This is a genomic window from Paracoccus sanguinis (assembly GCF_012689545.1).
GTDB lineage: Bacteria > Pseudomonadota > Alphaproteobacteria > Rhodobacterales > Rhodobacteraceae > Paracoccus > Paracoccus panacisoli.
This window is the reverse complement of record NZ_CP051542.1, coordinates 1,595,663-1,619,123: the sequence shown is the minus strand read 5'-3', so window position 1 is coordinate 1,619,123 and position 23,461 is coordinate 1,595,663. Positions and strand designations below refer to the sequence as shown.

Annotated in this window: 24 protein-coding genes; 16 read left to right on the top strand and 8 right to left on the bottom strand. The window is 72.9% G+C overall.

Annotation, left to right across the window (positions count from 1 at the left end; genetic code table 11):
- Positions 1-10 precede the first annotated feature (10 nt).
- Entirely contained in the window at positions 11-916 is a 906-nt protein-coding gene (locus HGN31_RS07710; RefSeq protein ID WP_036702190.1) for an ornithine cyclodeaminase family protein, read from the bottom strand.
- 122 nt (positions 917-1,038) lie between these two features.
- Between HGN31_RS07710 and HGN31_RS07705 the strand changes: the two genes are divergently transcribed.
- The 4 genes from HGN31_RS07705 to HGN31_RS07690 all read left to right on the top strand — a co-directional run bounded on the left by HGN31_RS07705 (position 1,039) and on the right by HGN31_RS07690 (position 5,074).
- Entirely contained in the window at positions 1,039-1,971 is a 933-nt protein-coding gene (locus HGN31_RS07705; RefSeq protein ID WP_168782831.1) for a glycosyltransferase, read from the top strand.
- Positions 1,972-2,064: 93 nt separating this feature from the next.
- Entirely contained in the window at positions 2,065-3,258 is a 1,194-nt protein-coding gene (locus HGN31_RS07700) for an MFS transporter (RefSeq protein WP_036732303.1), read from the top strand.
- The gene (locus HGN31_RS07695; RefSeq protein ID WP_168782830.1) at positions 3,251-4,318 is read left to right on the top strand and encodes a glycosyltransferase family 4 protein; all 1,068 of its coding nucleotides are present in this window, start codon (positions 3,251-3,253) and stop codon (positions 4,316-4,318) included. Before HGN31_RS07700 ends, HGN31_RS07695 begins: the two co-directional genes overlap by 8 nt.
- A 141-nt stretch (positions 4,319-4,459) precedes the next feature.
- Complete coding sequence (locus tag HGN31_RS07690; protein ID WP_168782829.1) at positions 4,460-5,074, top strand: glycosyltransferase family 29 protein; 615 nt, start codon at positions 4,460-4,462, stop codon at positions 5,072-5,074.
- 98 nt (positions 5,075-5,172) lie between these two features.
- Here HGN31_RS07690 and HGN31_RS07685 read toward each other — a convergent pair whose 3' ends face one another.
- Positions 5,173-5,553, bottom strand: a complete 381-nt coding sequence (locus HGN31_RS07685; RefSeq protein WP_036702179.1) for a hypothetical protein — start codon at positions 5,551-5,553, stop codon at positions 5,173-5,175.
- A 165-nt stretch (positions 5,554-5,718) separates the two neighbouring features.
- Here HGN31_RS07685 and HGN31_RS07680 point away from each other — a divergent pair, with 165 nt between their 5' ends.
- Positions 5,719-6,360 carry a carbonic anhydrase gene (locus HGN31_RS07680; protein WP_036702177.1) on the top strand — a complete coding sequence of 214 codons (642 nt, stop codon included), beginning with the start codon at positions 5,719-5,721 and terminating at the stop codon, positions 6,358-6,360.
- 73 nt (positions 6,361-6,433) lie between these two features.
- On the opposite strand, the gene HGN31_RS07675 is transcribed toward HGN31_RS07680, so the two are convergent.
- Positions 6,434-7,237: a response regulator gene (locus tag HGN31_RS07675; RefSeq protein WP_036732297.1), complete on the bottom strand. Its 804-nt coding sequence runs from the start codon at positions 7,235-7,237 to the stop codon at positions 6,434-6,436.
- A gap of 91 nt (positions 7,238-7,328) precedes the next feature.
- Here HGN31_RS07675 and HGN31_RS07670 point away from each other — a divergent pair, with 91 nt between their 5' ends.
- The 3 genes from HGN31_RS07670 to HGN31_RS07660 are packed head-to-tail and all read left to right on the top strand — an operon-like array spanning position 7,329 to position 9,838.
- Positions 7,329-7,475 carry a NepR family anti-sigma factor gene (locus HGN31_RS07670; protein WP_036702173.1) on the top strand — a complete coding sequence of 49 codons (147 nt, stop codon included), beginning with the start codon at positions 7,329-7,331 and terminating at the stop codon, positions 7,473-7,475.
- Positions 7,476-7,480: 5 nt separating this feature from the next.
- Positions 7,481-8,065 (top strand): RNA polymerase sigma factor, encoded by a 585-nt coding sequence (locus tag HGN31_RS07665; RefSeq protein WP_231555308.1) that lies wholly within the window; start codon positions 7,481-7,483, stop codon positions 8,063-8,065.
- Between the two features lie 6 nt (positions 8,066-8,071).
- A complete protein-coding gene (locus HGN31_RS07660; protein ID WP_168782828.1) occupies positions 8,072-9,838 on the top strand; it encodes a histidine kinase dimerization/phosphoacceptor domain -containing protein in 1,767 nt (588 codons plus the stop codon).
- A gap of 10 nt (positions 9,839-9,848) precedes the next feature.
- Here HGN31_RS07660 and HGN31_RS07655 read toward each other — a convergent pair whose 3' ends face one another.
- The 4 genes from HGN31_RS07655 to HGN31_RS07640 all read right to left on the bottom strand — a co-directional run bounded on the left by HGN31_RS07655 (position 9,849) and on the right by HGN31_RS07640 (position 13,247).
- Positions 9,849-11,255 (bottom strand): inorganic phosphate transporter, encoded by a 1,407-nt coding sequence (locus HGN31_RS07655; protein ID WP_168782827.1) that lies wholly within the window; start codon positions 11,253-11,255, stop codon positions 9,849-9,851.
- A gap of 21 nt (positions 11,256-11,276) precedes the next feature.
- Positions 11,277-11,735, bottom strand: coding sequence for an NUDIX hydrolase (locus HGN31_RS07650; protein WP_231555442.1), 459 nt, complete (start codon positions 11,733-11,735; stop codon positions 11,277-11,279).
- Positions 11,732-12,160 (bottom strand): alternative ribosome rescue aminoacyl-tRNA hydrolase ArfB, encoded by a 429-nt coding sequence (gene arfB / locus HGN31_RS07645; protein ID WP_036705899.1) that lies wholly within the window; start codon positions 12,158-12,160, stop codon positions 11,732-11,734. The genes HGN31_RS07650 and arfB overlap by 4 nt, the downstream gene beginning before the upstream one ends.
- A gap of 298 nt (positions 12,161-12,458) precedes the next feature.
- Complete coding sequence (locus tag HGN31_RS07640) at positions 12,459-13,247, bottom strand: double zinc ribbon domain-containing protein (protein WP_244960927.1); 789 nt, start codon at positions 13,245-13,247, stop codon at positions 12,459-12,461.
- Here HGN31_RS07640 and HGN31_RS07635 point away from each other — a divergent pair.
- The 8 genes from HGN31_RS07635 (at position 13,246) to HGN31_RS07600 (ending at position 21,813) form a co-directional block, all read left to right on the top strand.
- Positions 13,246-14,139, top strand: a complete 894-nt coding sequence (locus HGN31_RS07635) for a class I SAM-dependent methyltransferase (protein ID WP_244960926.1) — start codon at positions 13,246-13,248, stop codon at positions 14,137-14,139. The two genes, HGN31_RS07640 and HGN31_RS07635, sit on opposite strands and share 2 nt — an antisense overlap.
- Complete coding sequence (hemH, locus tag HGN31_RS07630) at positions 14,136-15,182, top strand: ferrochelatase (protein WP_168782826.1); 1,047 nt, start codon at positions 14,136-14,138, stop codon at positions 15,180-15,182. The genes HGN31_RS07635 and hemH overlap by 4 nt, the downstream gene beginning before the upstream one ends.
- 163 nt (positions 15,183-15,345) lie before the next feature.
- Complete coding sequence (gene hslO, locus HGN31_RS07625; protein WP_168783859.1) at positions 15,346-16,377, top strand: Hsp33 family molecular chaperone HslO; 1,032 nt, start codon at positions 15,346-15,348, stop codon at positions 16,375-16,377.
- The gene (locus tag HGN31_RS07620; protein ID WP_036709510.1) at positions 16,374-16,964 is read left to right on the top strand and encodes an NUDIX hydrolase; all 591 of its coding nucleotides are present in this window, start codon (positions 16,374-16,376) and stop codon (positions 16,962-16,964) included. The genes hslO and HGN31_RS07620 overlap by 4 nt, the downstream gene beginning before the upstream one ends.
- A complete protein-coding gene (locus HGN31_RS07615) occupies positions 16,961-18,112 on the top strand; it encodes a CCA tRNA nucleotidyltransferase (RefSeq protein ID WP_168782825.1) in 1,152 nt (383 codons plus the stop codon). Before HGN31_RS07620 ends, HGN31_RS07615 begins: the two co-directional genes overlap by 4 nt.
- Positions 18,112-19,959: an ABC transporter ATP-binding protein gene (locus HGN31_RS07610; protein ID WP_168782824.1), complete on the top strand. Its 1,848-nt coding sequence runs from the start codon at positions 18,112-18,114 to the stop codon at positions 19,957-19,959. The genes HGN31_RS07615 and HGN31_RS07610 overlap by 1 nt, the downstream gene beginning before the upstream one ends.
- A complete protein-coding gene (locus tag HGN31_RS07605; RefSeq protein WP_168782823.1) occupies positions 19,956-21,200 on the top strand; it encodes a class I SAM-dependent RNA methyltransferase in 1,245 nt (414 codons plus the stop codon). Before HGN31_RS07610 ends, HGN31_RS07605 begins: the two co-directional genes overlap by 4 nt.
- A gap of 100 nt (positions 21,201-21,300) precedes the next feature.
- On the top strand, positions 21,301-21,813 hold the full coding sequence (locus HGN31_RS07600; RefSeq protein WP_081962646.1) for a L,D-transpeptidase family protein: 513 nt from the start codon (positions 21,301-21,303) through the stop codon (positions 21,811-21,813).
- A 1,096-nt stretch (positions 21,814-22,909) separates the two neighbouring features.
- Here the strand turns inward: HGN31_RS07600 and dalA are convergent.
- Positions 22,910-23,425: a divisome-associated lipoprotein DalA gene (dalA, locus tag HGN31_RS07595; RefSeq protein ID WP_036709518.1), complete on the bottom strand. Its 516-nt coding sequence runs from the start codon at positions 23,423-23,425 to the stop codon at positions 22,910-22,912.
- Positions 23,426-23,461 lie beyond the last annotated feature (36 nt).

Genomic DNA, 23,461 nt, shown 5'->3' with positions numbered 1-23,461 from the left:
GGGACGGCGCTCAGCCTTCGGCCGCCGAGAGGATGTAGCGCGCCGTCATCAGGTCCAGATGCGCGCCGCCACCGTTCTTGGCGACGGTGATCTCGTCATCCGACCGCCGGCCATAGGCCCCGGCCGGCAGGTCGTAGAAATCGGCGAGGATGTCGCTTTCGCGGATGGTGCCTGCGTCGAGCGGGATCTGGATCTCGCCGATGTGGCCGATGGTTGTGGCCCGGCTGTCAACGAACAGCCGCGCCCGGCGCAGCAGCTCGTCGTCGCCCTCGCGCATGTCGGGGCGGTAGGCGCCGATCAGGTCCACGTGGGTGCCGGGCGAGATCCACTCGCCGTGCAGCACCGGGCTGGTGGCCATGGTCGCGGTGGCGATGATCTCGGCATCGCGGACCGCGGGCTCGAGGTCGGCCACGGCCCGCGCCTCGCGCCGGTCGGCCAGCGCGCGGGCGGCCTCGGGCGAACGGTTCCAGATGCTGATCTCGGCATCGGGGATCATGGCGCGGTAGGCGTCGATCATGCTTTCGGCCACGTGGCCCGCGCCGATCAGCAGCACCCGCCGCGCATCCGGCCGCGCCAGCCGGCGCGCCGACAGCAGGCTGTCGCCCGCCGTCTTCCACTTGGTCACGAGGTGGAAATCGACCAGCGCCCGCAGCTCTCCGGTCACATCGTCCAGCAGGTTGACCACGCCGTTGATCATGGCGAGGCCCCGGCGCGGGTTGCCGGGAAAGATCGCCGCCGGCTTGATCGCCAGCCCCAGCCCGTCGATCCAGGCGCTGCGGGTCAGCAGCGTGTCGTCGCCGCGGTAGAGGAAGCTGTCGGCCACCTCGGCGCGGGGCAGCTCGTGACCCTGGGCGAGCGCGTCGGTCAGGGCGATCCAGTCGAGCTGGGGTTCGATGTCCGGTCCGATGATCTGCATGGTCTGTCCCTGTCCTGCTCGGCGAGGTCTGTGGCGCGGCCTCTGGCGGGCCGCCGTGCCGCTCAGGCTAGACGGTTGGGCGCTCATCTGCCAGAGCCGAGGGCGCAATGACCGGAACCGAGATGCCAGAGACCCGATCGCCCCCGCCGGGGGTGGTGCTGCTCGCGCTCTATCAGGGCGAGCGGTTCCTTGGCGCGCAGCTCGACAGCATTGCCGCGCAGGAGGTGCCGTGGCGGCTGGTCGTCTCGGACGACGGCTCGACCGATGCGGGGCCGGGGATCGTGCGCGGCTTCGCCGATGCCCATCCGGGCCGGGTCACGCTGACCCGCGGCCCCGGGCAGGGGGCGGCGGCGAACTTCCGCGCCCTGCTGGCGGGCGTGCCCGAGGCGGCCGGCTGGGCGGCGCTGGCCGATCAGGACGACGTGTGGCGGCCGGGCAAGCTCGCCCGGGCGCTCGCGGCGCTGGCGGCGGTGCCGGCGGGGCGGCCGGCGCTCTATTGCAGCCGGGTCACGCTCTGCGATCCGGCGCTGCGGCTTATCGGCGCGTCGCGGCCGCCCTATCCGCCGTCCTTCCGCCACGCGCTGGTGCAGAACCTCGTGCAGGGCAACACCGCGGTGCTGAACCCCGCGGCGCTGGCGCTGGTCCGCGCGGCCGAGCCGCTGACCCCGCCGGTGGTGATGCACGACTGGTGGCTCTACCAGCTTGTGACCGGGGCGGGGGGCACGGTGATCCTCGATCCGGCCGAGACGGTGCTCTACCGCCAGCACGAGGGCAACGTGGTCGGCGGCAACGCCGGGCCGCGGGCGCGGCTCGAGAGCTTCACGCGGATGCTCGGCGGCGGGCACCGCGCGTGGGGGGCGCAGACGCTCGCCGCGCTGACGCCGGTGCGGCACCTTCTGACCGACGAGAACCGCCGGGTGCTCGACGCCTTCACGGCGCTGCATCATGGCGAGATGGCCGACCGGCTGGTGGCGATGGCGCGCGGCGGGTTCCGCCGGCAGGGGCCGGTGTCGCAGGCGGCGCTGTGGCTTGCCGCGGCGCTGGGGCGACTGTGAGGGCGTGACGCGTCTGCTAGCGTGGTGGGCCGCCTCGGGTTGCAACCGGGCGGCGCTTGGCCCAGCGTCGGCGCGACCATCAGGCAGGGCACCATGTCGAGCTTTCTCAACGCCGGGATCATCGCGCTGACGCTCGGCTATACGCTGAGCCAGTTCTACCGCGCCTTCCTCGCCGTCCTCAGCCAGACGCTGCAGACCGAGCTGGGGGCGACGCCCGGCGATCTCGCGCTGTCGTCGGGGATGTGGTTCCTGACCTTCGCGCTGATGCAGCTGCCGGTGGGCTGGGCGCTGGACCGGATCGGGCCGCGCCGGACCGCCGCGGTGGTGCTGGCGGTGGGCGGCGCCGGCGGGGCGGCGATCTTTGCGCTGGCGCAGGCGCCGTGGCACCTGCACGTCGCCATGGGGCTGATCGGGATCGGCTGCGCGCCGGCGCTGATGGCGGCCTATTACATCTTCGCCCACGACTACCCGCCGGCGCGGTTCGGGGCGTTGACCGGGGCGATGGTGGGGCTGGGCTCGGCCGGCAACATCCTCGGCGCCGCGCCGCTCGTCTCACTCATCCATGCCATCGGCTGGCGGGAATCGCTGTGGCTGATGGCGGCGGTGACGCTGGCCGTGGCGGCGGCGCTGGCGCTGACGGTGCGCGACCCGGTCCACCACGGGGGCGCGCCGCGGGGGCGGCTGTCGGCGCTGTTCGCGCTGCCCACGCTGCGGCTGATGCTGCCGCTGATCCTTGTCAGCTACGCCAGCTCGGCGGCGCTGCGCGGGCTGTGGGCCTCGCCCTATCTGCGCGACGTGTTCGGGGCCGACGACGTGACCGTGGGCCGGGCCACGCTGGTCATGGGAATCGCCATGGTGGTGGGCAACCTCGGCGCGGGGGCGTTCGTCGCTGCGGTGGGCGGGGTGCGGCGGGCGGTGCTGATCGGCCATGTGCTGTCGGTCGCGGCGCTGTCGGTCCTGTGGCTCGCACCCGACTGGGGGCTCGCGCCGGCCATCGTCCTTCTGGGCGCCGTGGGGCTGACGGGGACGAACTACACGCTGCTCATGGCCCATGCCCGGCGGTTCCTGTCGCCCGCGCTGGTCGGGCGGGGGATGACGCTGCTCAACATGGCCTCGATCGGCGGGGTCGGGATGATGCAGTTCGCCTCGCGCCCGCTGTCGGCGGCGGCCGAGGCGCGCTATGCCCCGCCCGAGGCCTACGCGATGCTGTTCCTGTTCTTCCTCGTGCCGCTGGTGATCGGCTTCGCGATCTTCCTTCTCGCCCCTGCCGAGCCTGCCGATGCCTGAGACCCCCCGCTCGCCCGACCGGATCGAGGTCGTCGCCCCGAACCTCAAGCGCCGCCTGTCGGGGGTGACCGCCACGGTGGTGCGGCTGATCCCGGTGCAGGCACGGATGATCGGCATCGTGGCGACCGGGCCGGGGCTGCCGCCCGAGCTGCCACACATTCCGCTGACCCGCGCCGCCACCCTGCCGCGCGACCGCTGGCGGGTCTGGCACGCGCGGCGGAATACCGAGATGGCGCTGGGCCTGATCGTGCGCCACCTGCTCGGGCGGCGCTACCGGCTGCTCTTCACCAGCGCGGCGCAGCGCCGCCACACCGGTTTCACCCGCTGGCTGATCCGCCGCCAGGACGCGCTGATCGCCACCTCGCCGCAGGCGGCGAGTTACCTCGAGCGGCCCGCGACGGTCATCCTCCATGGGGTCGACACCGGGGTGTTCCACCCCGCCCCCGACCGCGCGGCGCTGCGCCGGGCGCTGGGGCTCGACCCCGACGCGGTGCTGATCGGCTGCTTCGGCCGGGTCCGGGCGCAGAAGGGCGTCGATCTGCTGGTCGAGGCCGCGTTGGAGGTCTTTCCGCGCCACCCGGACGCGCAGCTCGTCTTCACCGGCCGGATCACCGCCGACAACCGCGGCTTCGCCGATGCGCTGATCGCCCGGATCGCCGCGGCGGGCCTGTCGGACCGCATCCGCTTCCTCGGCGAACTGCCGTGGGAGGCGGTGGTGCGCCACTACCAGACGCTCGACCTCTTCGCCGCCCCGGCGCGGTGGGAGGGGTTCGGCCTCACCCCGCTCGAGGCGATGGCCTGCGGGGTGCCGGTGGTGGCGGCGCGGGTCGGGGCCTATGAGGCGCTGATCCGCGACGGCGAGACCGGCACGCTGATCGACGCCGGCGACGGGGCGGCGCTGGCGGCGGCGCTCGACCGCTGGCTCGGCGACCCGGCGGGGCGGGCGCTCGCGGGCGAGGCGGCGCGCGCCCATGTCGCCGCGCACCACGGGATCGAGGCCGAGGCGCGGGCCATCGTCGGCGTCTATCGGCGTCTGCTGGGTGAGGCTGGGGCGCGCTGACGGACCGCGGCGCGGGTTGGGCCGCCGGATGCCTCCGGCGGGGATATTTGGGTCCAGCCCGAGGGGGGGGGCGGCGCGCGTCGGGCCGAGCCTCTGGCGCCGCCGCGGCGGGCGGGTCATGATGGCGCGAAAGGTGCCCCGATGACCCCGCTTCGCTTCTACGCCGCCCGGACGCTTCGCAACGAGGGCCTGCTCAAGACCCTCTCGGTCGCCCCCGCGGCGCTGGAGCAGGCGCTGGCCGGGCAGCGGGTGGCGCTGGTCGGCAACGCGCGGGCGCTGGCCGAGGCGCGGCATGGCGCGGCGATCGACGCGGCCGATCTGGTGATCCGCATCAACCGCGCGCCGATGCCCGATCCGGCGAGCCACGGCAGCCGCACCGACTGGCTGGCGCTGGCGATGCGCCTGCCCGCGGCGGACCGCGCCCGCCTCGCGCCGCGGCGCATCCTGTGGATGTCGCCCAAGCGCAAGCGGCTGGACTGGCAGACGGCGCACAGCCCGGGGTTCTACCTGCACCCGCTGCCCGCGGTCCGCGAACTGGAGCAGGCGCTCGGCGCGCCGCCCTCGACCGGGATCATGACCGCGGCGCTGGTGCTGGCGGCGCCGGTGGCGGGGCTGACGCTCTATGGCTTCGACTTCTTCGCCTCGCTGTCCCTCAGCGGCTCGCGCGGCAAGGCCGACGTGCCGCATGACTTCGCGGCCGAGGCGGCGTGGTTTGCCGCCCGCGCCGAGGCGGACGCGCGGCTCAGGATCGCCTGAGCGCAGCCTCTCGCGCCTGCGCGGGGCCCCCGCAAGCAGGGTTTCTTTCTGGCCCAAATACCCCGCCAGCAGCGCCACCGGGTGCCGCGGCGCCGGCGTCAGCCCGAGGGCAGCGTGCCGTCCCAGATCTCGGTCAGCGAGCGGTTGCCGATCCGCATCATCCGCGCCAGCGTCGCCGCCAAACCCGTCGCATCGCGGCGCTCGGCGCAGGCGAGCACGTCCACCGCCACCCCGGCCAGCCCCGGCAGGCCCACCTGCCAGGCCAGCCGCGACAGCAGCTCGGCCCGTTCGGCCAGCCGCGCCATGTCGCCCGCCATCGCCGCCTCGCGCGCGCCGGCCAGCGCCGCCGCAAGCTGCTCCATCGCCGCGCAGATGATCGTCTGCGCCGCGCTTTCGCCCAGCTCGTTCACGATCTCGCCCAGCCGTCGCACATCGACCTGCACAGGCTCCTGCATGGCCAGAACCGTCAGGTTCCCCATCACGTCACCCCTTTTCCCACGTGTCCCCACACGTCCGGGCAGGATGGCGCCAAGCCGCTAAGAAATCCTTGCTGCGGCCGCGAGAAACCTCTCGAAGTTTAGGCGTCCGGCGGCTATCTCGACGGGCAGTCCGGCCGTCAGCCACCCGCGAGAGAGGCAGTTCCGATGCTCAACGCCCGTCCCTTGCCGCATTATCTGGTCCAGCGCTACCACGGCTGGCGCGCGACCTCGTACGCGGAAAACCGCGCCTGGTACCGCCGCCTCGCCGACGAGGGGCAGCGGCCGCGGGCGATGGTGATCTCGTGCTGCGATTCCCGGGTCCACGTCACCTCGATCTTCGGCGCCGACACGGGCGAGTTCTTCATCCACCGCAACGTCGCCAACCTCGTGCCGCCCTATGCGCCGGACGGGTTGCAGCACGGCACCTCGGCGGCGGTGGAATATGCCGTCAACACCCTCAAGGTCGCGCATCTCATTGTGCTGGGCCACAGCCAGTGCGGCGGCGTCGCCGGCTGCCACGCCATGTGCTCGGGCGCCGCCCCCGAGCTTGAGGAGGCGACGAGCTTCGTCGGCCGCTGGATGGATATCCTGCGGCCGGGCTACGAGCAGGTGCGCGACCTGCCGCTCGAAGAGCAGGTGCCGGCGCTCGAGCGGGTGGCGGTCAAGGTCTCGCTGGAGAACCTGCTGACCTTCCCCTTCGTGGTGGCGGCGGTCGAATCCGGCCAGCTGACGCTGCACGGGCTGATGCACGATATCCGCGAGGGCGAGCTGACGATGCTCGACCGCGACCGCTACGTGCCGGTCTGAGGGCCCCGCACCCGGCCGGGAAACGAAAACGGCGCCCCGCGGGGCGCCGTTGGTCATTCCAGAGGGGGATGGCTCAGGCCACGCCCAGCCCGTCGGTCGAGGCGAAGAACATCGCCTGCGACACCGCCGAACGCACCTGTTCCTCGGAATAGGGCTTCGAGATCAGGAACGCAGGCTCCGGCCGGTCGCCGGTCAGAAGCCGCTCGGAGAAGGCGGTGATGAAGATCACCGGCAGGTCGCCCATGCTGCCCAGCAGCTCGTTCACCGCGTCGATGCCCGACGAGCCGTCGGCCAGCTGGATGTCGGCGAGGATCAGGTCCGGGCGGCGGTCGCCGGCGAGCTCGATCGCGGCGGTGTGGGTGCGGGCGATGCCGGTCACCTCGTGCCCCATCGCCTGCACGATGCCCTTGAGGTCCATGGCGATGATCGTCTCGTCCTCGATGATCATCACCCGGCCACGGATTGCCCGGCCCATCTCGTTCAGGGCGATCTGGACCAGCTCTTCGGCCTCGTCCTGATCGGTCTGCATGATCCGCGCAATCTGGTCGTAGCGCAGCTCTTCGATCGTGCGCAGCAGCAGCGCCTCGCGCGAGTTGGCGGTCAGGCCGCGAAGGTGCTGCTGGACCACCGCCTCGCGCGAGGACTGTTCGTCCGCCGCGACTGGCTGGCCCGAGCTCTGCCAGATGGCGTGGAAGGTGCGGAACAGCCCGATGCGGGTCTCTTCGCCGTCCATCAGGGAACGGTCGCTGAGGATCGCCTCGAGCGTGGCGGCGGCGTAGTTGTCGCCGGCGGTCTGGCTGCCTGTCAGGGCGCGTGCATAGCGGCGCAGATACGGCAGCTCGCGGCCGATGGATTGCGCAAGATCAGCTGCGGACATGGCTTTCCTCAATTTGATCCCTGTCGGGGAACCTTGAGGTGCTGTAACGGTTGGGCAACGTGCACACAAGATTTCCGGGACAAACAAATATATGAACACGAGGCGGGAAGAACGGAAGCGCGCCGCCCTGGAGAAGCAGATCGACGAGAATCTCCGGCGCGTCTATGAACAGGATGCCTTGCAGGACGTGCCTGACAGGTTCCTTTCGCTTCTCGAGCGCCTGCGCGAGCAGGAATGAGTCCCATGACATCTGCGGCCTCTCCCCGGCCCGCCGCCGTCGGCAATCCGCGCGACGAGCTGGTGGATCACCTGCCCGCGCTGCGGGCGTTTGCGCTGTCGCTGACCCGCGAGGGCGCGTCGGCCGACGACCTGGTGCAGGACACCATCGTCAAGGCGTGGACCAACATGGACAAGTTCCAGCCCGGCACCAACCTGCGGGCGTGGCTCTTCACCATCCTGCGCAACACCTTCTATTCCGCCCGTCGCAAGACCCGGCGCGAGGTCAACGACAGCGACGGCATCCACGCCGCGCGGCAGGCGACGCGGCCCGAGCATGACGGGCGGCTGGCCATGAACGACTTCAAGGCCGCGTTCCAGCAACTGCCGGACGAGCAGCGCGAGGCGCTGATCCTCGTCGGCGGCTCGGGCTTCTCGTACGAAGAAGCCGCGGCGATGACCGGGGTCGCGGTCGGCACGGTCAAGTCGCGCGCCAACCGCGGCCGCCGCAAGCTGGCCGAGCTGATGCACATGGCCGAGGGCGAGGAACTCGACATGACCGACGCCTCGACGCTGGCCGTGATGGCGGTGAACCAGCCCGTCTCGCGGTAGGCCGTCATGCGGTGGGACGGCATTGCGGGCAGGCTCGGCTTCCGCCTCGGGGCGCTGCTCAGCATCGCCATCCTGCCGATCGGGATGATCTCGATCATCCAGACCCTGCACCTGTCGCGCGAGGCCGAACGGTCGAGCGAGCTGGCGTTGCAGGGCCGCACGGCGACGGCGGCGGCGGGTGAACGGGCGCTGCTGCAAAGCACCATCGGCACCGCCGACGCGCTCGGCGCCTCGATCCTGACGCTGATCGAGGATCCTGCAGCCTGCTCGGAAGCGATGCACCAGTATGTCCAGCGCAGCGGGACCTATGTCTACGCCGGGTTCACCGACCTAGCCGGCCGCAACGTCTGCTCGTCCACCGGACGGGTCATCGACCTGACCGGCTCGCCGCATTACCAGGCGTTTATGCGCGACCCGGGGACTCTCATCTCGGCCGCGGCCCGCGGCACGGCATCGGGTGAGGAGGTGGTGATCGTCTCGCAGCCGCTGTTCCGCGGCACCGAGCTTCTGGGCTATGTCGCGCTGTCGCTCTCGCAGGACCTGCTACGCTCGACTCATTCGCAGTCCTACTGGGCCGAGGGCGCGCGCATCCTGACCTTTAGCCGGGCCGGGCAGGCGCTGTCGGGCGATCTCGGCGCGACCGGCGACCCGACCCCGATCCTGCCGCAGGGCGAAACGCTTGCCTCGCTCGTCAGCCATTCGGACACGTCGTTCCGGGCGCGCTCGAACTCGGGCGAGCAGCGGGTGTTCGCCGTCGTGCCGGTGGTCCCCGACCTCGTCTATGCGCTGGGCAGCTGGAGCCCGCGCGAGACGGGCATCGCCGGTCTGAACCTCTCGCGCTTTGCCGCGATCCTGTTCCCGCTGGCGCTGTGGGCGGCGTCGCTGGGGGTGGCGTATTTCGCCGTCTACCGCCTCGTGCTGCGCCACGTCCGCGAATTGCGCGGGCAGATGCGCCGCTTTGCGCTCGGCGACCGCAGCAATCCCCCGCCGGTGCTCGAAGCCGCGCCGGCCGAGATCCGCGACGTGAGCGCGACCTTCCACAACATGGCCCGCATCCTGATCCGCGACGAGGCGGCGATGGAGGAAGCGGTGGCGGAAAAGACCGTGCTGCTGAAAGAGGTCCACCACCGGGTCAAGAACAACCTCCAGCTTATCGCCTCGATCATCAACATGCAGAGCCGGATGATCGACGACACCGATGCCAAGCGGGTGCTGCGCTCGGTGCAGGACCGGGTGGCGTCGCTCGCCACCATCTACAAGAACCTCTACCAGGCCGAGCACCTCGATTCGGTCTCGGCCGACCGGCTGATCGGTGAGATCATCGGGCAGATGTCGTCGGCCTCGATCATGACCGGGGCGGCGATGGACGTGCAGACCGAGCTCGAGCCGCTGGTGCTGCAGCCCGACCAGGCCGTGCCGCTGACCCTGCTGACGACCGAGGCCTTCACCAATGCGCTGAAATACGCGGGCGCGTCCGACGGGGCGCGGCCGTTCGTGCGCATCAGCCTGCGCATGGATCCCGAAGGCTGGGCGGTGCTCGAGATCGAGAACTCGCTGGGCGCGGTGCAGCCCGACCACGACGGCACGGGCCTTGGCAGCCAGCTCATCGAGGCGTTCGCCATGCAGCTCGACAGCGATGCCGAGATCGACATCGAGGACGGCACCTACCGGCTGGCGCTGCGCTTCCGTCCCGACATCTCGCACACCCCGCAAGAGGAAGTGGCGCGGCAGGTCGTGCTGACCTCGGCCGCGCGCCCGGGCGCCCGGCACTAGCGGCCCGCCGCTAGGCTATGGCCCAGGCGAGGCCGGCGCCCAGCAGCGCGGTGCTCGGCACCGTGACCGCCCAGGCGGCCAGCGTCCGCAGCACCGCCGAGCGGCGGACGAGGCGGCGGCGGTGCGCCTCCTCGGGCGGCAGCGGGGCCCGGGCGGCGGGCGCGGCGGCGGCGGCCATGCGGCGCTCGTCCCACTCGCGGTAGAACCCGACCCCGAACACCCCGCCGAGGGCGACGTGGGTCGAGGATACCGGCAGCCCCAGCCACGTCGCCCCCAGCAGAACCAGCGCGGTGGCGAGCGCGACGCAGAGCGCGCGGGCCGGGTTCAGCCGGGTGATCCGGCTGCCGACCATCGCCACCAGCCGCCGCCCGAAGAGCATCGCGCCAAGGCCGAAGCCCAGCCCGCCCATGGCGAGCCACGTCGGCGTCACCTCACCGCCGCCGTCGCCCTGCCGTGCGATGACGGACAGCGGCCCGACCACGTTGCCCACGTCGTTGGCGCCGTGGGCAAAGGCGATCAGCACCGCGGCGGCGATCAGCGGCGGGCCGAACAGCCGCTCGGTCACCTCGCGCGGGCGGCGGCCGGCCAGCCGCTCGGCCCTGAGCCGCCGCCGGGCGAGCCACCAGCCCGCGACCGCCGCCAGCGCCGACAGCGGCAGCGCCGCCCACCATCGCACCGGCCCCAGCGTCAGCGCATAGCCGCCGAGCACCGCGGCCACCGCGCCGACCAGCACCGGCAGCCAGCGCACCCCGGCCGAGATCCGGTCCGGCGCGCGGTGGATGCGGGCGCGCAGCAGCGCCAGCAACGCCGCCCCGATCGCCCCGGCGATGACCGGCGAGACGAGCCAGCCCGCCGCGATCCGCGCGATGCCGCCCCAGTGCGGCGCGTCGAGCCCGAATTGCGCCGCCCCCGCCCCGGCGATACCGCCCACCACCGCGTGGGTGGTCGAGACCGGCGCCCCGGCCCAGGTGGCCAGCGTGATCCAGATGGCGGCGGCGATCATCGCGGCCAGCATCACCGCCGCCGCGTCCGTCCCGCCCGCCCCCGCCGCCGGCAGGATGTCCGAGGTCAGCGTGGCGCTGACCCGCGCGCCGGCGGTCAGCGCGCCGGCGATCTCGGCCACGGCGACGAGCGCAAGCCCGGCGCGCATCGAGATCGCCCCCGCGCCGACCGCAGGCCCCATCGCGTTCGCCGTGTCGTTGGCCCCGATCGACAGCGCGAGGAACGCCCCCACCATCACCCCGGCGGCCAGCATCGCCGACCCGCCGGCGCCGGTCAGCGTGGCGCCCGCGACCGTCGCCAGCGCCGCAAAGACCAGCGCCACGCCGAGCTGCCGCACCGGCCGGCCCGAGTAGAACCCGGCGCTTTCGGCGTTGGCGATCCGGTCGAGGTCCTTGTCGAGAAACCGCAGTTCCATGATCGGGGGTGCGATCCGGGCTCAGGCCGCGCGGGCGGCCAGGCCGCGCAGCAGGGCGGCAAGCTCGGGCTCGGCCACCATCGTCGCGGCCTCGGCCGGGGCCACCCAGCGCCGCTCGCGCCCGCCCGCCTCGGGGAAGCTGTCGGCGAGGGCGGCCACGCGGATCAGGAACACCCGCACCTCGACCGGGATGCCGAAGCCCGAATCCTGCATCTTGTCATAGTGATAGCGCCCGAGTTCGAGCATCGGAGCGTCGGGCTGGGGGCGGACGCCCGCCTCCTCCCACGCCTCTTGCAGGGCGGCCTCGGCCATCGAACGGCCGGACATCGGCCAGCCCTTGGGGATGATCCAGCGCCCGGTGCCGCGGCTGGTGATCATCAGCACCCGCCCGGTCGCCGGGTCGAGGCAGAGCGCCGCGACCTGCATCCGCGGATGCCGCGCCCCGAACAGCCGGCCGAGCCGCCGGCGCAGGGCGCTCACGTCTCGTCCCCCGGGCCGACGGCACCGCGCAGCGCCTTGACCGCGCCGCGCCGGGTCTTGGCGGCGAGCCGCCGCCGCTCGCTGCCCAGCGTCGGGCGCGTGGCGATCCGCGGCCGCGGCGCGACCAGCGCCTGGGCGATGAGCGCGGCCAGCCGCTCGCGCGCGATCTCGCGGTTGCGGGCCTGGCTGCGGGTGTCCTGGACCTGGATCACCACCGCTCCGTCCGCAGTCCAGCGCCGCCCGGCGAGCCGCCTGAGCCGGGCCTTGACCGCGGGGCTGAGGTGGGGCGAGCGCGCTGCCTCGAACCGCAGCTCGACGGCGGTCGAGACCTTGTTGACGTTCTGCCCCCCCGGCCCTTGCGCGCGGGTGAATTGCTCCGACAGCTCCCAGTCGGCGAGGGTGAGGGTGTCGGTGATCCGCAACATGGCGCAAAGATGCGGGCGACGCGGGGCAGATGAAAGGGCGGAGTGCCCCATCTCACGCAATTTTAGAGGCCCGCGGGCGGAGCCGGGGCCGGGCGGCGAGGGCGCGCTGCGAACTGCCCAACGGGTAGGCAGCGGTCAGGCCGGGGGCGCGGTGTCGCCGCCGTGCCAGGCGCGCGCCGCAGCGGGGTAGTGCCGTGCTGGGTGCACCCGTCATGGGCGCCGGGCCCGTCGAGGCCACCCCGCGGACGCCGTAGCCCCGCACCTTCCGTCGGGAGGCCGATGCCTTCCCACCCCCCTCTCAATCCTCGCCCTCGGGCAACTCGGGCCGATGCTCCGGCCGCCCGGCTTTGACCGCGCGGGCCAGCACCGCCACCGCCACCGGGCCTGCGCCCGCCGCCAGCAGCGCCTCGGCCGCCGCGGCGAGCGTCGCGCCCGAGGCCATCACGTCATCCACCAGCAGCACCGGCCGCCCGGCGACCCGCGCGCGCTGCCGCGGCGGCACCGCAAAGACGCCCGCGACATTGGCGAAGCGGTCGCTGACCGCGCCGTGGTCCTGCATCGGGGTGTGGCGGGTGCGGACCAGCGCACCGGGGACGAGCGGCAGCCGATGCGCCGCCGCCACCCGCGCGGCGAGCAGCGCCGCCTGGTTGTAGCGCCGCGCGAGCATCCGCCTCGGGTGAATCGGCACCGGCACGACCAGCATTCCCGGCGCGACCAGCGGCGCCGCCGCCTGCGCCAGCCAGCCGCCGAGCGCGGGCGCGAGATCGACCCGGTCGGCGTGCTTCAAGGCCAGCGCCAGCCGACGCCCGGTCCCGGCATAGACCAGCGCCGCCCGCGCCCGCTCCCAAGGGCGCGGCAGGGTCAGGCAGTCGTCGCAGCGCAGCCCCGTCTCGCTCCCATCGCCGGGCAGGGGCACGCCGCAGGTGGCGCAGGCGCAGGCGCCGATGAACTCGGCCTCGCGCCAGCAGTCGGGGCAGAGCCCGCCCTCGGCCGCGACGCTCGCGCCGCAACCCGGGCAGCGGGGCGGCACCACCACCCCGAGCGCGGCTTTCATTGCCGCGCGAAGCCCCGTAGAAGCGATCCCCATGCCCGTGTCGTCCTCTTCCCCTTCCGGCACCGTGCCCGAGACCGCGCCCGGAACCGTGCCCGCAACCGACGCCGGCGCGGCCCCGCCCCGGCTGACCGACCGCACCGCGCTGCTGCGCCAGCGGGCGCGGGCCGAGCGTCTGGGACGCGAACACTGGCTCGACACGCTGGTGCAGGGCGAGATCGAGGATAGGCTCTCCGAGGTTAACAGAGCGTTTACGGCGCCCGCCGTCGTGACCGGGGCGCCGGGCTTCTGGGCCGCGGCAATGCCGGGGGCGCGGATCGTCGCCGACGACCCGGTGCTGGCGCTTGAGCCCGGCGCGCATGACCTCGTGATCCACGCGCTGGCGCTGCACTGGGCCGACGACCCGGTGGGGCAGATCGTGCAATGCGCCCGGGCGCTCAGGCCGGACGGGCTGTTTCTGGCCGTGCTGCCCGGCGGGCGGACGCTCGCGCCGCTGCGCGAGGCGCTGGCCGAGGCCGAGATCGCCGAGACCGGCGGGCTTTCGCCCCGGGTGGCGCCGATGGGCGAGATCCGCGACCTCGGCGGGCTGCTGGCCCGCGCCGGGCTGGCGCTGCCGGTGGCGGACCAGATCACCCAGATGGTGAGCTATCGCGGGTTTCCGGCGCTTGCCCGCGACCTGCGCGCGATGGGCGAGGGCAATGCGCTGGCGCATCGCCTGCGCCGCCCGACCCGGCGCGCGGTCCTCGTCCGCGCCGCCGAGGCGCTGGCGCGGCTTGCCCCCGACCCCGAGGAACCGGGGCGCATCCGCGTCGGTTTCGACCTGGTGTTCCTGACCGGCTGGGCGCCGGCGGACAGCCAACCCAAGCCCCTGCGCCCCGGCTCGGCCCAGATGAGCCTTGCCGACGCGCTGAGCCAGAGAAAGCCATGACCTCCCCAGCCTCCCGCGCCCTGCCGCACGCCCCCGCCGACCACCCGAGCCTGCCGCAGCCGCGCATCGGCGTGCTGGTCGCCAATCTCGGCACCCCCGACGGCCACGACTACTGGTCGATGCGCCGCTACCTGAACGAGTTCCTGAGCGACAAGCGCGTGATCGACTATCCGCGCTGGAAGTGGCAGCCGCTGCTGCAGGGGATCATCCTGACCAAGCGGCCGTTCACCTCGGGCGCCAACTACCGCTCGATCTGGAACCATGAGGCGGACGAAAGCCCGCTGATGACCATCACCAAGGCCAAGGTCGCCAAGCTGCGGGCCGAGGCAGAGCGGCGCTGGGGCGACGCGGTGATGGTCGATTTCTGCATGCGCTACGGCAACCCCTCGACCCCCGCGGTGCTCGACCGGATGGTCAAGGCGGGCTGCGAGCGGATCGTGTTCCTGCCGATGTATCCGCAATACGCCGGCGCCACGACGGCGACCGCCAACGACCAGCTGTTCCGGGCGCTGATGGCGCAGAAATGGCAGCCGGCGGTGCGGACCTGCCCGGCCTATTTCGACCGCCCCGACTATATCGACGCGCTGGCGCAGTCGGTCGAGCGCACGCTGGGCGGGCGGCGGCCGCAGAAGCTCGTCGCCTCGTATCACGGGATGCCGCGCCGCTATCTGCTGGAAGGCGACCCCTACCACTGCCAGTGCCAGAAGACGACGCGGCTGCTACGCGAGCGGCTCGGCTGGCCCGAGGATGCCATCGACACCACCTTCCAGTCGGTCTTCGGCCGCGAGGAGTGGCTCAAGCCCTATACGGTCGAGCACGTGGCCGACCTCGCCCGCCGGGGGATCACCGACATCGCGGTGATCTCGCCCGCGTTCAGCGCCGACTGCATCGAGACGCTGGAGGAGATCAACGGCGAGATCCGCGAGGCCTATGAGCACGCCGGCGGCAAGGACTTCACCTATATCCCCTGCCTCAATGACGACGACGCCCACATCCAGGTGCTGGCCGGGATCGTCGAGGAGAACCTCGCCGGCTGGCTCTGACGTCGCGGGCGGTCTGCCTCCGGCGGGGATATTTGGGTCCAGCCCGAGGCGGCTCACAGGGTGGCTGGCGGGGCGGCTTGGGTTCACCGGATCGGCGCCTATATAGTGGGGCGAACCGCGCCGCGCCCCAAAAGCCGCCGCGATGGATTTCCGAAAGGCCGAGATGACCAAGATCAACCAGATCGCCTGGGACGACACCGTCCTGCCGTTCCAGCTTGACCGTTCAGGGGTGCGCGGCCGCGTCGCGCGCCTCGACGGGGTGCTGGACCATATCCTGACCCGCCACGACTATCCCGTCCCGGTCGCCGCCATGGTGGCCGAGGTGGCGCTGCTCGCCGCGCTGATCGGGCCGACCGTCAAGCTGCGCTGGAAGCTGTCGATCCAGGTCCGCGGCAACGGCGCGATCCGCACGCTGGCGGCGGATTACTATGCCCCCGCCGAGGACGGCGGCCCGGCCCGCATCCGCGGCTGGGCCAGCTTCGACGCCGACCGCCTGGATGAGCGCCCTGCATTCGACCAGATCGGCGAGGGGTATTTCGCGCTGCTCATCGACCAGGGGGCGGGGAACCTGCCCTATCAGGGGATCACGCCGCTGGCGGGCGGGTCGCTCTCGGCCTGCGCGGGGACGTATTTCGCCCAGTCCGAGCAGCTGCCGACCAGCTTCGCGCTCAGCTACGGCGAAAGCCTGATGCCGGGCGACGAAGAGCCGCGCTGGCGGGCCGGGGGGGTGATGCTGCAGACCCTGCCCGCGCAGCCGATGGGGGCAGGCGAGGGTGGTTCGGGCGAGGGCGGCTCGGGCGAGGGCGGGCTGATCGAGGCCGCCGACATCCTGCAGGGCGCCGAGTCCGAGGACTGGACCCGCGCCAACCACCTGCTCTCGACGGTCGAGCCGCTCGAGCTGATCGGGCCGAGCGTGGCGCCGACCGACCTGCTGCTGCGGCTGTTCCACGAGGAAACCCCGCGGGTGTTCGATCCCCAGCGGGTCGAGTTCGGCTGCTCGTGCTCGGCGGACCGGGTGCGGGGTACGCTCTCGATCTATTCGGCCAAGGACATCGGCCACATGACCACCCCCGAGGGCCGGGTCACCGCCGACTGCCAGTTCTGCGGCGCGCATTACGACTTCGACCCCGCGAGCCTGGGGTTCGAGGCGACCGTGGACGCCGAGGGCAACGCGCTGGACGCCGCCCGGGGATGACGCCGGGCGGGGACATCCGCGACCGGCTGCTCGGCGCGCTGGCGATGCCGGCCGCGCCGAGTTCGGATTTCGACCTCAACGGGCCGGTCCCGGAGGGGCTCGGGGCGCGGCCCGCGGGTGTGCTCGCGGCGTTCCACCCCGACGGGCGGCTGGTGCTGACCAAGCGGGCGAGCGGCCTGCGCCACCACCCTGGGCAGATCGCGCTGCCGGGCGGCAAGGTTGATCCCGGCGACGCGGATGCCACCGCTGCCGCCCTGCGCGAGGCGCAGGAGGAGGTGGGCCTCGACCCCGCCGCGGTCGAGGTGCTGGGGCTGCTGCCGCCGCATCGCACCGTGACCGGCTTCGCCATGACCCCGGTGCTGGCGATGATCCGCGGCCCCTTCACCCCGGTCCCCGAGGCGGGCGAGGTGGACGAGGTGTTCACCGTCCCCTTCGACCATATCGCCGACCCCGCCCGCTACCGGATCGAGCGGCGGATGTGGCGCGGCGGCTGGCGGTCCTATCACGTGGCACCCTTCGGTCCCTACTACATCTGGGGGGCGACGGCGCGGGTGCTGCTATCGCTGGCGCGCCGGGTGGCCGGATGAACCTGCCGGCCGCGCTCATGCACGACCCCGGCCTGCGCGCCGTGCTGGCCGCGCTGGCGCCGGTGCGGGCGCTGGTGGTCGGCGGCGCGGTGCGCAACGCCCTGCTGGGCGAGCCGGTCGAGGACATCGACCTCGCGACCGACGCGCGCCCCGAGCGGGTGATCGCGCTGGCCGAGGCGGCCGGGCTCAAGGCCGTGCCGACCGGCATCGCCCACGGCACGGTGACGCTGGTAGCAGGCGGCCGCGGCTTCGAGGTCACGACCTTCCGCCGCGACGTCGAGACCGACGGCCGCCGCGCCGTGGTAGCCTTTTCCGACCGGCTCGAGGAGGACGCGGCGCGGCGCGATTTCACCATCAACGCGCTTTACGCGGGCGCCGACGGGGCGGTGATCGACCCGGTGGGCGGCCTGCCCGACCTCGCCGCCCGCCGGCTGCGCTTCGTGGGCGACGCCGACCGGCGCATCGCCGAGGATTACCTGCGCATCCTGCGCTTCTTCCGCTTTCACGCCCGCTATGGCCGCGCCGGCGGCGCCGACCCCGCCGCGCTCGCCGCCTGCGCCCGCGGCGCGGCGGGGCTGGCGCGGATCTCGCGCGAGCGGATCGGGGCCGAGCTGCGCAAGCTGCTCGACGCCCCCGACCCGCGCGAGGCGGTGCGGCTGATGGACGAAACCGGGGTGCTGGCGGTGATCCTGCCCGGCGCCGACCCCGCCCGGCTGACGCGGCTGGTGGCGGCCGAGCCGGACTTTCCGCCGCCCTCCCCCCGCTGGCCCGTGCGGCTCGCCGCGCTGGGCGGGGCGGAGGCCGCCGAGCGGCTGCGCCTCTCGCGCCTTGAGTCCCGCGCGCAGGAGGAGCTGCGCTTCGCCGGCAGCCTGGGCGAGGCCGCCTGGCGCTTCGGCCAATCGCGGGCGGGCGAACTTGCGCTGCTGCGGGCGGCGGAGGGCGCCGTGCTAGCGGGGTGGCGCGACCGGATCGCCGCGGCCGAGGGGCAGCGCCTGCCGGTGACGGCGGCGGACCTCGCCGGGCGGCTGACCGGCGCCGCGCTGGGGCGTGGTTTGAAAGCGGCCGAGGCGGCGTGGATCGCCTCAGACTTCGCCCTGCCCGCGCCGGCGCTCATCGACATCGCCCTTCTTGCCGGTGAGGCGCCCTGATGCACCGTCTGTTCGAGCGCATGATCGACGCCTTCCGCCCCGCCGACGGCCCGCCGCCGCGGACGCTCGGCGCGTTCTTCCGCTGGGCGCTGTCCGGCGCCTGGCCGGGGCTCTCGCTCGCGGCCTTCGCCTCGGCGCTGTCGGGCGCGGCCGAGGTCGCCTCGGCCACGCTGCTCGGCATGGTGGTCGATGCGGTGGCGCAGTCCGGCACCCGCACGCTCGCCGATCACGGCGGGCTGATCGCGGCCTTCGTGGGGTTCTTCCTCATCCTCCGCCCGGCGATCCTCGGGTTCTCCAGCGCCACCTCGAACGTCATCATCGGCCCCAACGTCCTGCCGCTGGTGCTCTCGCGGCTGCACCGCTGGACGATGGGCCAGTCCGTCACCTTCTTCGACAACGACTTCGCCGGCCGCATCGCGCAGAAGCAGATGCAGACCGCCCGCGCCGTCACCGATGTCGCCTCGGAAATGGTCAACACCGCGGCCTTCGCGCTGTCGGCGGTGCTGGGCTCGGCGATCTACCTCGCCTCGGTGGACGGCTGGGGGGCGGTGGCGCTGCTCGTGTGGCTGGCGCTCTACCTTGGCCTGATCCGCTATTTCCTGCCCCGCATCCGGGCGCAGTCCGCGGGCCGCGCCTCGGCCCGCGCCTTGATCACCGGGCAGGTCGTCGACACCATCACCAACATCAAGACGGTCAAGCTCTTCGCCCAGGCCGGGCACGAGGATCAGGCGGCCTTGGGCGCGATGGAGACGTTCCGCGACCGCGCCATCGTCTTCGGCCGGCTCAACACCTGGTTCCGCACCTCGCTGACGGTGGTCGCGGGGCTGCTGCCGGTCGTGCTGGTCGGCGGCGCGGTCTGGATGTGGTCGCGCGGCGCGGCCACGCCCGGCGACGTCGCGGCCTCGGGCGCCATCGCCATGCGGCTGGCGCAGATGACCGGCTGGGTCAGCATGGCGCTGATGGGGATCTGGGGCTCGATCGGCGAGGTCGAGGACGGGATGGAGACGCTGTCCCCGCCGCACTCGCTGACCGACAAGCCCGGCGCGCTGCCGCTCGGGCGGCTCGAGGGCGCGGTCGCGTTCGAGGGCGTGCGCTTCGCCTATGGCAAGGGCGCGGGCTCGGTCGGGCCGCTCGACCTGCGCATCGCGCCGGGTGAGCGGATCGGCATCGTCGGCGCCTCGGGGGCGGGGAAATCGACGCTGGTCGCGCTGCTGCTGCGGCTGCACGACGTGGACGAGGGCGCGGTGCGCGTCGACGGCCACGACGTCCGCGACGTGACCCAGGAAAGCCTGCGCCGCAACATCGGCATGGTCACGCAGGAAACCGCGATGTTCAACCGCTCGGCCCGCGACAACATCCTGTATGGTCGCCCCGACGCGACCGAGGCCGAGATGATCGCCGCGGCGCAGGCCGCCGAGGCGCATGAGTTCATCCTCGGGCTGACCGATTTCGCCGGGCGCACCGGCTATGACGCGCATCTGGGCGAGCGCGGGGTGAAGCTCTCGGGCGGCCAGCGGCAGCGGATCGCGCTGGCCCGCGCCTTCCTCAAGGACGCGCCGATCCTGGTGCTGGACGAGGCGACGAGCGCGCTCGACAGCGAGGTCGAGGCGCAGGTGCAGGACGAACTCGCCCGCGTGATGGCCGGCAAGACGGTGCTGGCGATTGCCCACCGGCTCTCGACCATCGCCGAGATGGACCGGATCGTGGTGCTGGACGCCGGCCGGATCGTCGAGGAGGGCAGCCGCGAATCGCTGCTCGCCCGCGGCGGGCTTTACGCGCGCTACTGGAACCGGCAGTCGGGCGGCTTCCTCGGCACCGACGAGGCGGCGGTCGAGGCCGCGCAATGACCGTCTGGACGGTCGAGCGGCTGGGCCGGCGCGGCGACGGGGTGGCGGTGGCGGGCGACGCCCGCGCGCTGGCGCCGCTGGTGCTGCCGGGGGAAGAGATCGAGGGCACCGCCGAGAACGGCCGCATCCCCGCCCCGCGCATCCTCACCCCCTCGCCCGACCGGGTCCGCGCCCCGTGCCCGCACTACCGCGCCTGCGGCGGCTGCGCGCTGATGCACGGCAGCGACGGCTTCGTGGCCGGCTGGAAGGTCGGGGTGGTCGAGCGCGCGCTGGCCGCGCAAGGCATCGCGGCGCGGGTCGAGGGCATCGCCACCTCGCCGCCCCGCTCGCGCCGCCGCGCGGTGCTTTCCGGGCGGCGGACGAAAAAGGGCGCGCTGGTCGGCTTCCACGCCCGCGCCTCGGACGTGGTGGTGGACCTGGCCGAATGCCTCGTCCTGCGCCCCGCGATCCTCGCCGCGGTGCCGGACCTGCGCCGGCTGGTGGCGCTGGGCGGCAGCCGCGCGGGCGAGGTGACGCTGGCCGTGACCGAGACGCCGCCCGGGCTCGACATCGCGGCGCGCGGCGGCAAGCCGCTGACGCCCGAGCTGCTCGCCGCGCTCTCGGCGCTGGCGCGCGACGCCGACTGGGCGCGGCTCGACTGGACCGATGCCGCCGGCGCGACCGAGACGCTGACCCGCCGCCCCCCGGCGCTGCCGCTCGGCCGGGCCCGCGTGGTCCCGCCCCCCGCCGCCTTCCTGCAGGCGACCGCCGAGGGCGAGGCCGCGCTGCTCGCCGCCATCCGCGCCACGGTGGGCGACGCCGCCCGCGTGGCCGACCTCTACGCCGGCATCGGCACCTTCACCCTGCCGCTGGCCGAGCACGCCGACGTCCACGCGGTCGAGGGCCTCGCCGCGCCCCTCGCCGCGCTCGACGCGGGCTGGCGGGCGGCGGCGGGGGCGCTGCGCAAGGTCACGACCGAGACCCGCGACCTCGCCCGCCGGCCGCTCTTGCCCGACGAACTGGCGCGGTTCGACGCGGTGGTGATCGACCCGCCGCGCGCCGGGGCCGAGGCGCAGGCGCGGGCGCTCGCCGCGTCGAGCGTGTCCGTGGTGGCCTGGGTCGCCTGCGACCCCGTGACCTTCGCCCGCGACGCCCGGATCATGGCCGAGGGGGGGTATGCGCTCACCTCGCTGAGGGTGATCGACCAGTTCCGCTGGTCGCCGCATGTCGAGATCGCCGCGGCCTTCCGGCGACAGGCTTAGGCAAAACCTGACATTCGAGGCATTTTCGGTTTGGCGGGAAACCGCCGATGGTGGTATGGCCGGTAAAAGACCACCACAAAAAACGATTCTTGGGGCAGAGATGATTCCGTCGATCCGCAATATTCTTGCGCTGGTGGCGCTTGTCGTCCTGACCGCCTGCGCCGCCAAGCCGACCAGCAAGTTCAAGACCTACAACGGCCCGCCCGTCACCCAGATCGTGGTCGAGAAGGGCGACCGGCAGATGTTCCTTCTGTCCGGCCGCAAGGTGCTCAAGGCGTATGACATCGGGCTGGGCTTCCAGCCGATCGGCCACAAGCAGTTCGAGGGCGACGGCCGCACGCCCGAGGGGATCTATTACATCAACCGCCAGAACCCCAACAGCCAGTACCATCTGTCGCTGGGGATCTCGTACCCCGACCCCGAGGACAAGGCGCGGGCGATGATGCTGGGCCAGCAGCCCGGCGGCGACATCATGATCCACGGCCGCGGCGCCTATGGCGCGGCGCAGAAGGCGCGGGACTGGACCGCCGGCTGCATCGCCGTGTCCGACAAGGAGATCGAGGACATCTTCTCGATGGTCCGCCCCGGCACGCCGGTGGTGATCTACCCCTGAGGGAGGGGGCTGTGGGGGCTGGGTGCCCCTGTGGCACGGTGCACGGGTGCGGGAGTGGGTCCCCGGCTGCAAAGCCGTGACCGACGAGCGCAGCAAAGGGCGTCTTGATCTTCCTCTCCGCACGCCAGCGGTGAACTCCTCTGAGGGCGGGGTGGTCACTGGCAGCGGGCGCGGCATCGCAGCGCCTATGGCGCAGCGGCAGAGGCGCGGCGGTAGGCCAGTCGGCTGCATCACCGACCGACGCAAGGCTCGAAGCTGCCGTCCGATAGTCTTCTCCGGCACGCCGGTTGTGTGCCCCCTTTGAGGGCAGGGTCACAGGCTCGGGGCCGCGGTACCTGAGGCTCAGCGCAAACGCCGCAGGAGTGGCCCCTGGCTGCATCGCCGTGAATGGCGAGGCGATCAAAGCCGCCTTCTTTCGTTGGTTCAGCCGCCAGCCACGGTAACCGACCCCTCAGGGCGACGACGGTCACCCGCAACGGCACAGGGGCACGGGGCCGATGGCTTGGCGCACAAAGGCAGCGGGGATGGACCGTCGGTCGCATCACCTTGTCTGACAGAGAAATTGACGGCTCGGTCGTCTTTCCGGAACGCGGCTGGCGACCTGCGCCGGAGCGCCGGGAAGCGTCACTTATAGGGGAGCGGACCGGCGGGGTGCGTGGAAGGCTGTCGCCGTATGGGCCCCAACCCGCCCTGACCCGCAACCCATGCGCCCCGCCACCTCACCACGGTCGCTCCTGCCAAAGCTCCTAGCGCGGCAGCAGCGCGGTCCGCTGCACCGTGTCCGTCGTCGCGCGACGGGATGAGACCAGCCGGAGGATTGAGCGGCACAATCCAAGTCCACGCCGCTTTTCAGTACGACAGACGTCTTTCTGGCTTAAATACCCATCCGAGCGCGCCGGTCCGCAGACGGCCGGTTGGGCAAAAGGCACGATGCGGCACCGCGGACCCCCGCAGCAGCGCCGCAATAGTGCCAACGGCACAGGTCTGGGCGGGCGCCGCGATCACGCGGCCGCCACACCGCCCGGCTCTACCACTTGTTCAGGTTCAGCCGATGCCCGGGCAACCGACGCACCCGCCCCGAGCCTCGGCCCCCGCCTCACCCGCCAACAAGCGCCGTCCACCAGATCTTGTTGCCCGGCTCCTGGAACCAGCCCATCCCGAGCTCCTTCGCGGTCGGGTCCATCAGCACGTCGCGGGTGTCGCGGGTCTGCATCCAGCCCGAGAGCGCGGCGATCTCGTTCTCGTAGGTCTCCGAGATGTTCTCGCCCAGCAGATGCCCGGCGTAGCCCTGCCGCTGCGCCCGGTCGAGCGGCGAGGACCCGTCCGAGCCGAAGTGCCAGGCCCGGTTCTGCGCCGACATGTCGCGCGAGTGGGCCATGGCCGCGGCGGAGAGCTGCGGGCTCAGCGTCAGCGCCGGCATCCCCGACTGCGCCCTGAGCAGGTTGACCTGCGTGAGGATGCGCGTGGGGATCTCGGCATTGTCGCGGGCCGAGATGCGATAGGCGACCGGCAGCGGCTGCCCGTCCGGGCCAAGCTGCGGCGCCCGCGGGCCAAAGCTGCACCCGGCCAGCGCCATCAGCGCAGCCGCGGCGGCAAGGGTGATCCTGTTCATGGTGACTGCCCCGATGTTTTTTTCCCGCTTACCCAA

Coding starts and splice junctions, on each gene's coding strand:
- HGN31_RS07690 (WP_168782829.1), top strand. CDS start 4,460: ATGACCCCGCTTCGCTTCTACGCCGCCCGGACGCTTCGCAACGAGGGC.
- HGN31_RS07710 (WP_036702190.1), bottom strand. CDS start 916: ATGCAGATCATCGGACCGGACATCGAACCCCAGCTCGACTGGATCGCC.
- HGN31_RS07655 (WP_168782827.1), bottom strand. CDS start 11,255: ATGGAACTGCGGTTTCTCGACAAGGACCTCGACCGGATCGCCAACGCC.
- HGN31_RS07685 (WP_036702179.1), bottom strand. CDS start 5,553: ATGGGGAACCTGACGGTTCTGGCCATGCAGGAGCCTGTGCAGGTCGAT.
- hemH (WP_168782826.1), top strand. CDS start 14,136: ATGACCTCCCCAGCCTCCCGCGCCCTGCCGCACGCCCCCGCCGACCAC.
- HGN31_RS07700 (WP_036732303.1), top strand. CDS start 2,065: ATGTCGAGCTTTCTCAACGCCGGGATCATCGCGCTGACGCTCGGCTAT.
- arfB (WP_036705899.1), bottom strand. CDS start 12,160: ATGTTGCGGATCACCGACACCCTCACCCTCGCCGACTGGGAGCTGTCG.
- HGN31_RS07605 (WP_168782823.1), top strand. CDS start 19,956: ATGACCGTCTGGACGGTCGAGCGGCTGGGCCGGCGCGGCGACGGGGTG.
- HGN31_RS07680 (WP_036702177.1), top strand. CDS start 5,719: ATGCTCAACGCCCGTCCCTTGCCGCATTATCTGGTCCAGCGCTACCAC.
- HGN31_RS07670 (WP_036702173.1), top strand. CDS start 7,329: ATGAACACGAGGCGGGAAGAACGGAAGCGCGCCGCCCTGGAGAAGCAG.
- HGN31_RS07695 (WP_168782830.1), top strand. CDS start 3,251: ATGCCTGAGACCCCCCGCTCGCCCGACCGGATCGAGGTCGTCGCCCCG.
- hslO (WP_168783859.1), top strand. CDS start 15,346: ATGACCAAGATCAACCAGATCGCCTGGGACGACACCGTCCTGCCGTTC.
- HGN31_RS07635 (WP_244960926.1), top strand. CDS start 13,246: ATGCCCGTGTCGTCCTCTTCCCCTTCCGGCACCGTGCCCGAGACCGCG.
- HGN31_RS07660 (WP_168782828.1), top strand. CDS start 8,072: ATGCGGTGGGACGGCATTGCGGGCAGGCTCGGCTTCCGCCTCGGGGCG.
- HGN31_RS07600 (WP_081962646.1), top strand. CDS start 21,301: ATGATTCCGTCGATCCGCAATATTCTTGCGCTGGTGGCGCTTGTCGTC.
- HGN31_RS07620 (WP_036709510.1), top strand. CDS start 16,374: ATGACGCCGGGCGGGGACATCCGCGACCGGCTGCTCGGCGCGCTGGCG.
- HGN31_RS07665 (WP_231555308.1), top strand. CDS start 7,481: ATGACATCTGCGGCCTCTCCCCGGCCCGCCGCCGTCGGCAATCCGCGC.
- HGN31_RS07610 (WP_168782824.1), top strand. CDS start 18,112: ATGCACCGTCTGTTCGAGCGCATGATCGACGCCTTCCGCCCCGCCGAC.
- HGN31_RS07705 (WP_168782831.1), top strand. CDS start 1,039: ATGCCAGAGACCCGATCGCCCCCGCCGGGGGTGGTGCTGCTCGCGCTC.
- dalA (WP_036709518.1), bottom strand. CDS start 23,425: ATGAACAGGATCACCCTTGCCGCCGCGGCTGCGCTGATGGCGCTGGCC.
- HGN31_RS07640 (WP_244960927.1), bottom strand. CDS start 13,247: ATGGGGATCGCTTCTACGGGGCTTCGCGCGGCAATGAAAGCCGCGCTC.
- HGN31_RS07675 (WP_036732297.1), bottom strand. CDS start 7,237: ATGTCCGCAGCTGATCTTGCGCAATCCATCGGCCGCGAGCTGCCGTAT.
- HGN31_RS07615 (WP_168782825.1), top strand. CDS start 16,961: ATGAACCTGCCGGCCGCGCTCATGCACGACCCCGGCCTGCGCGCCGTG.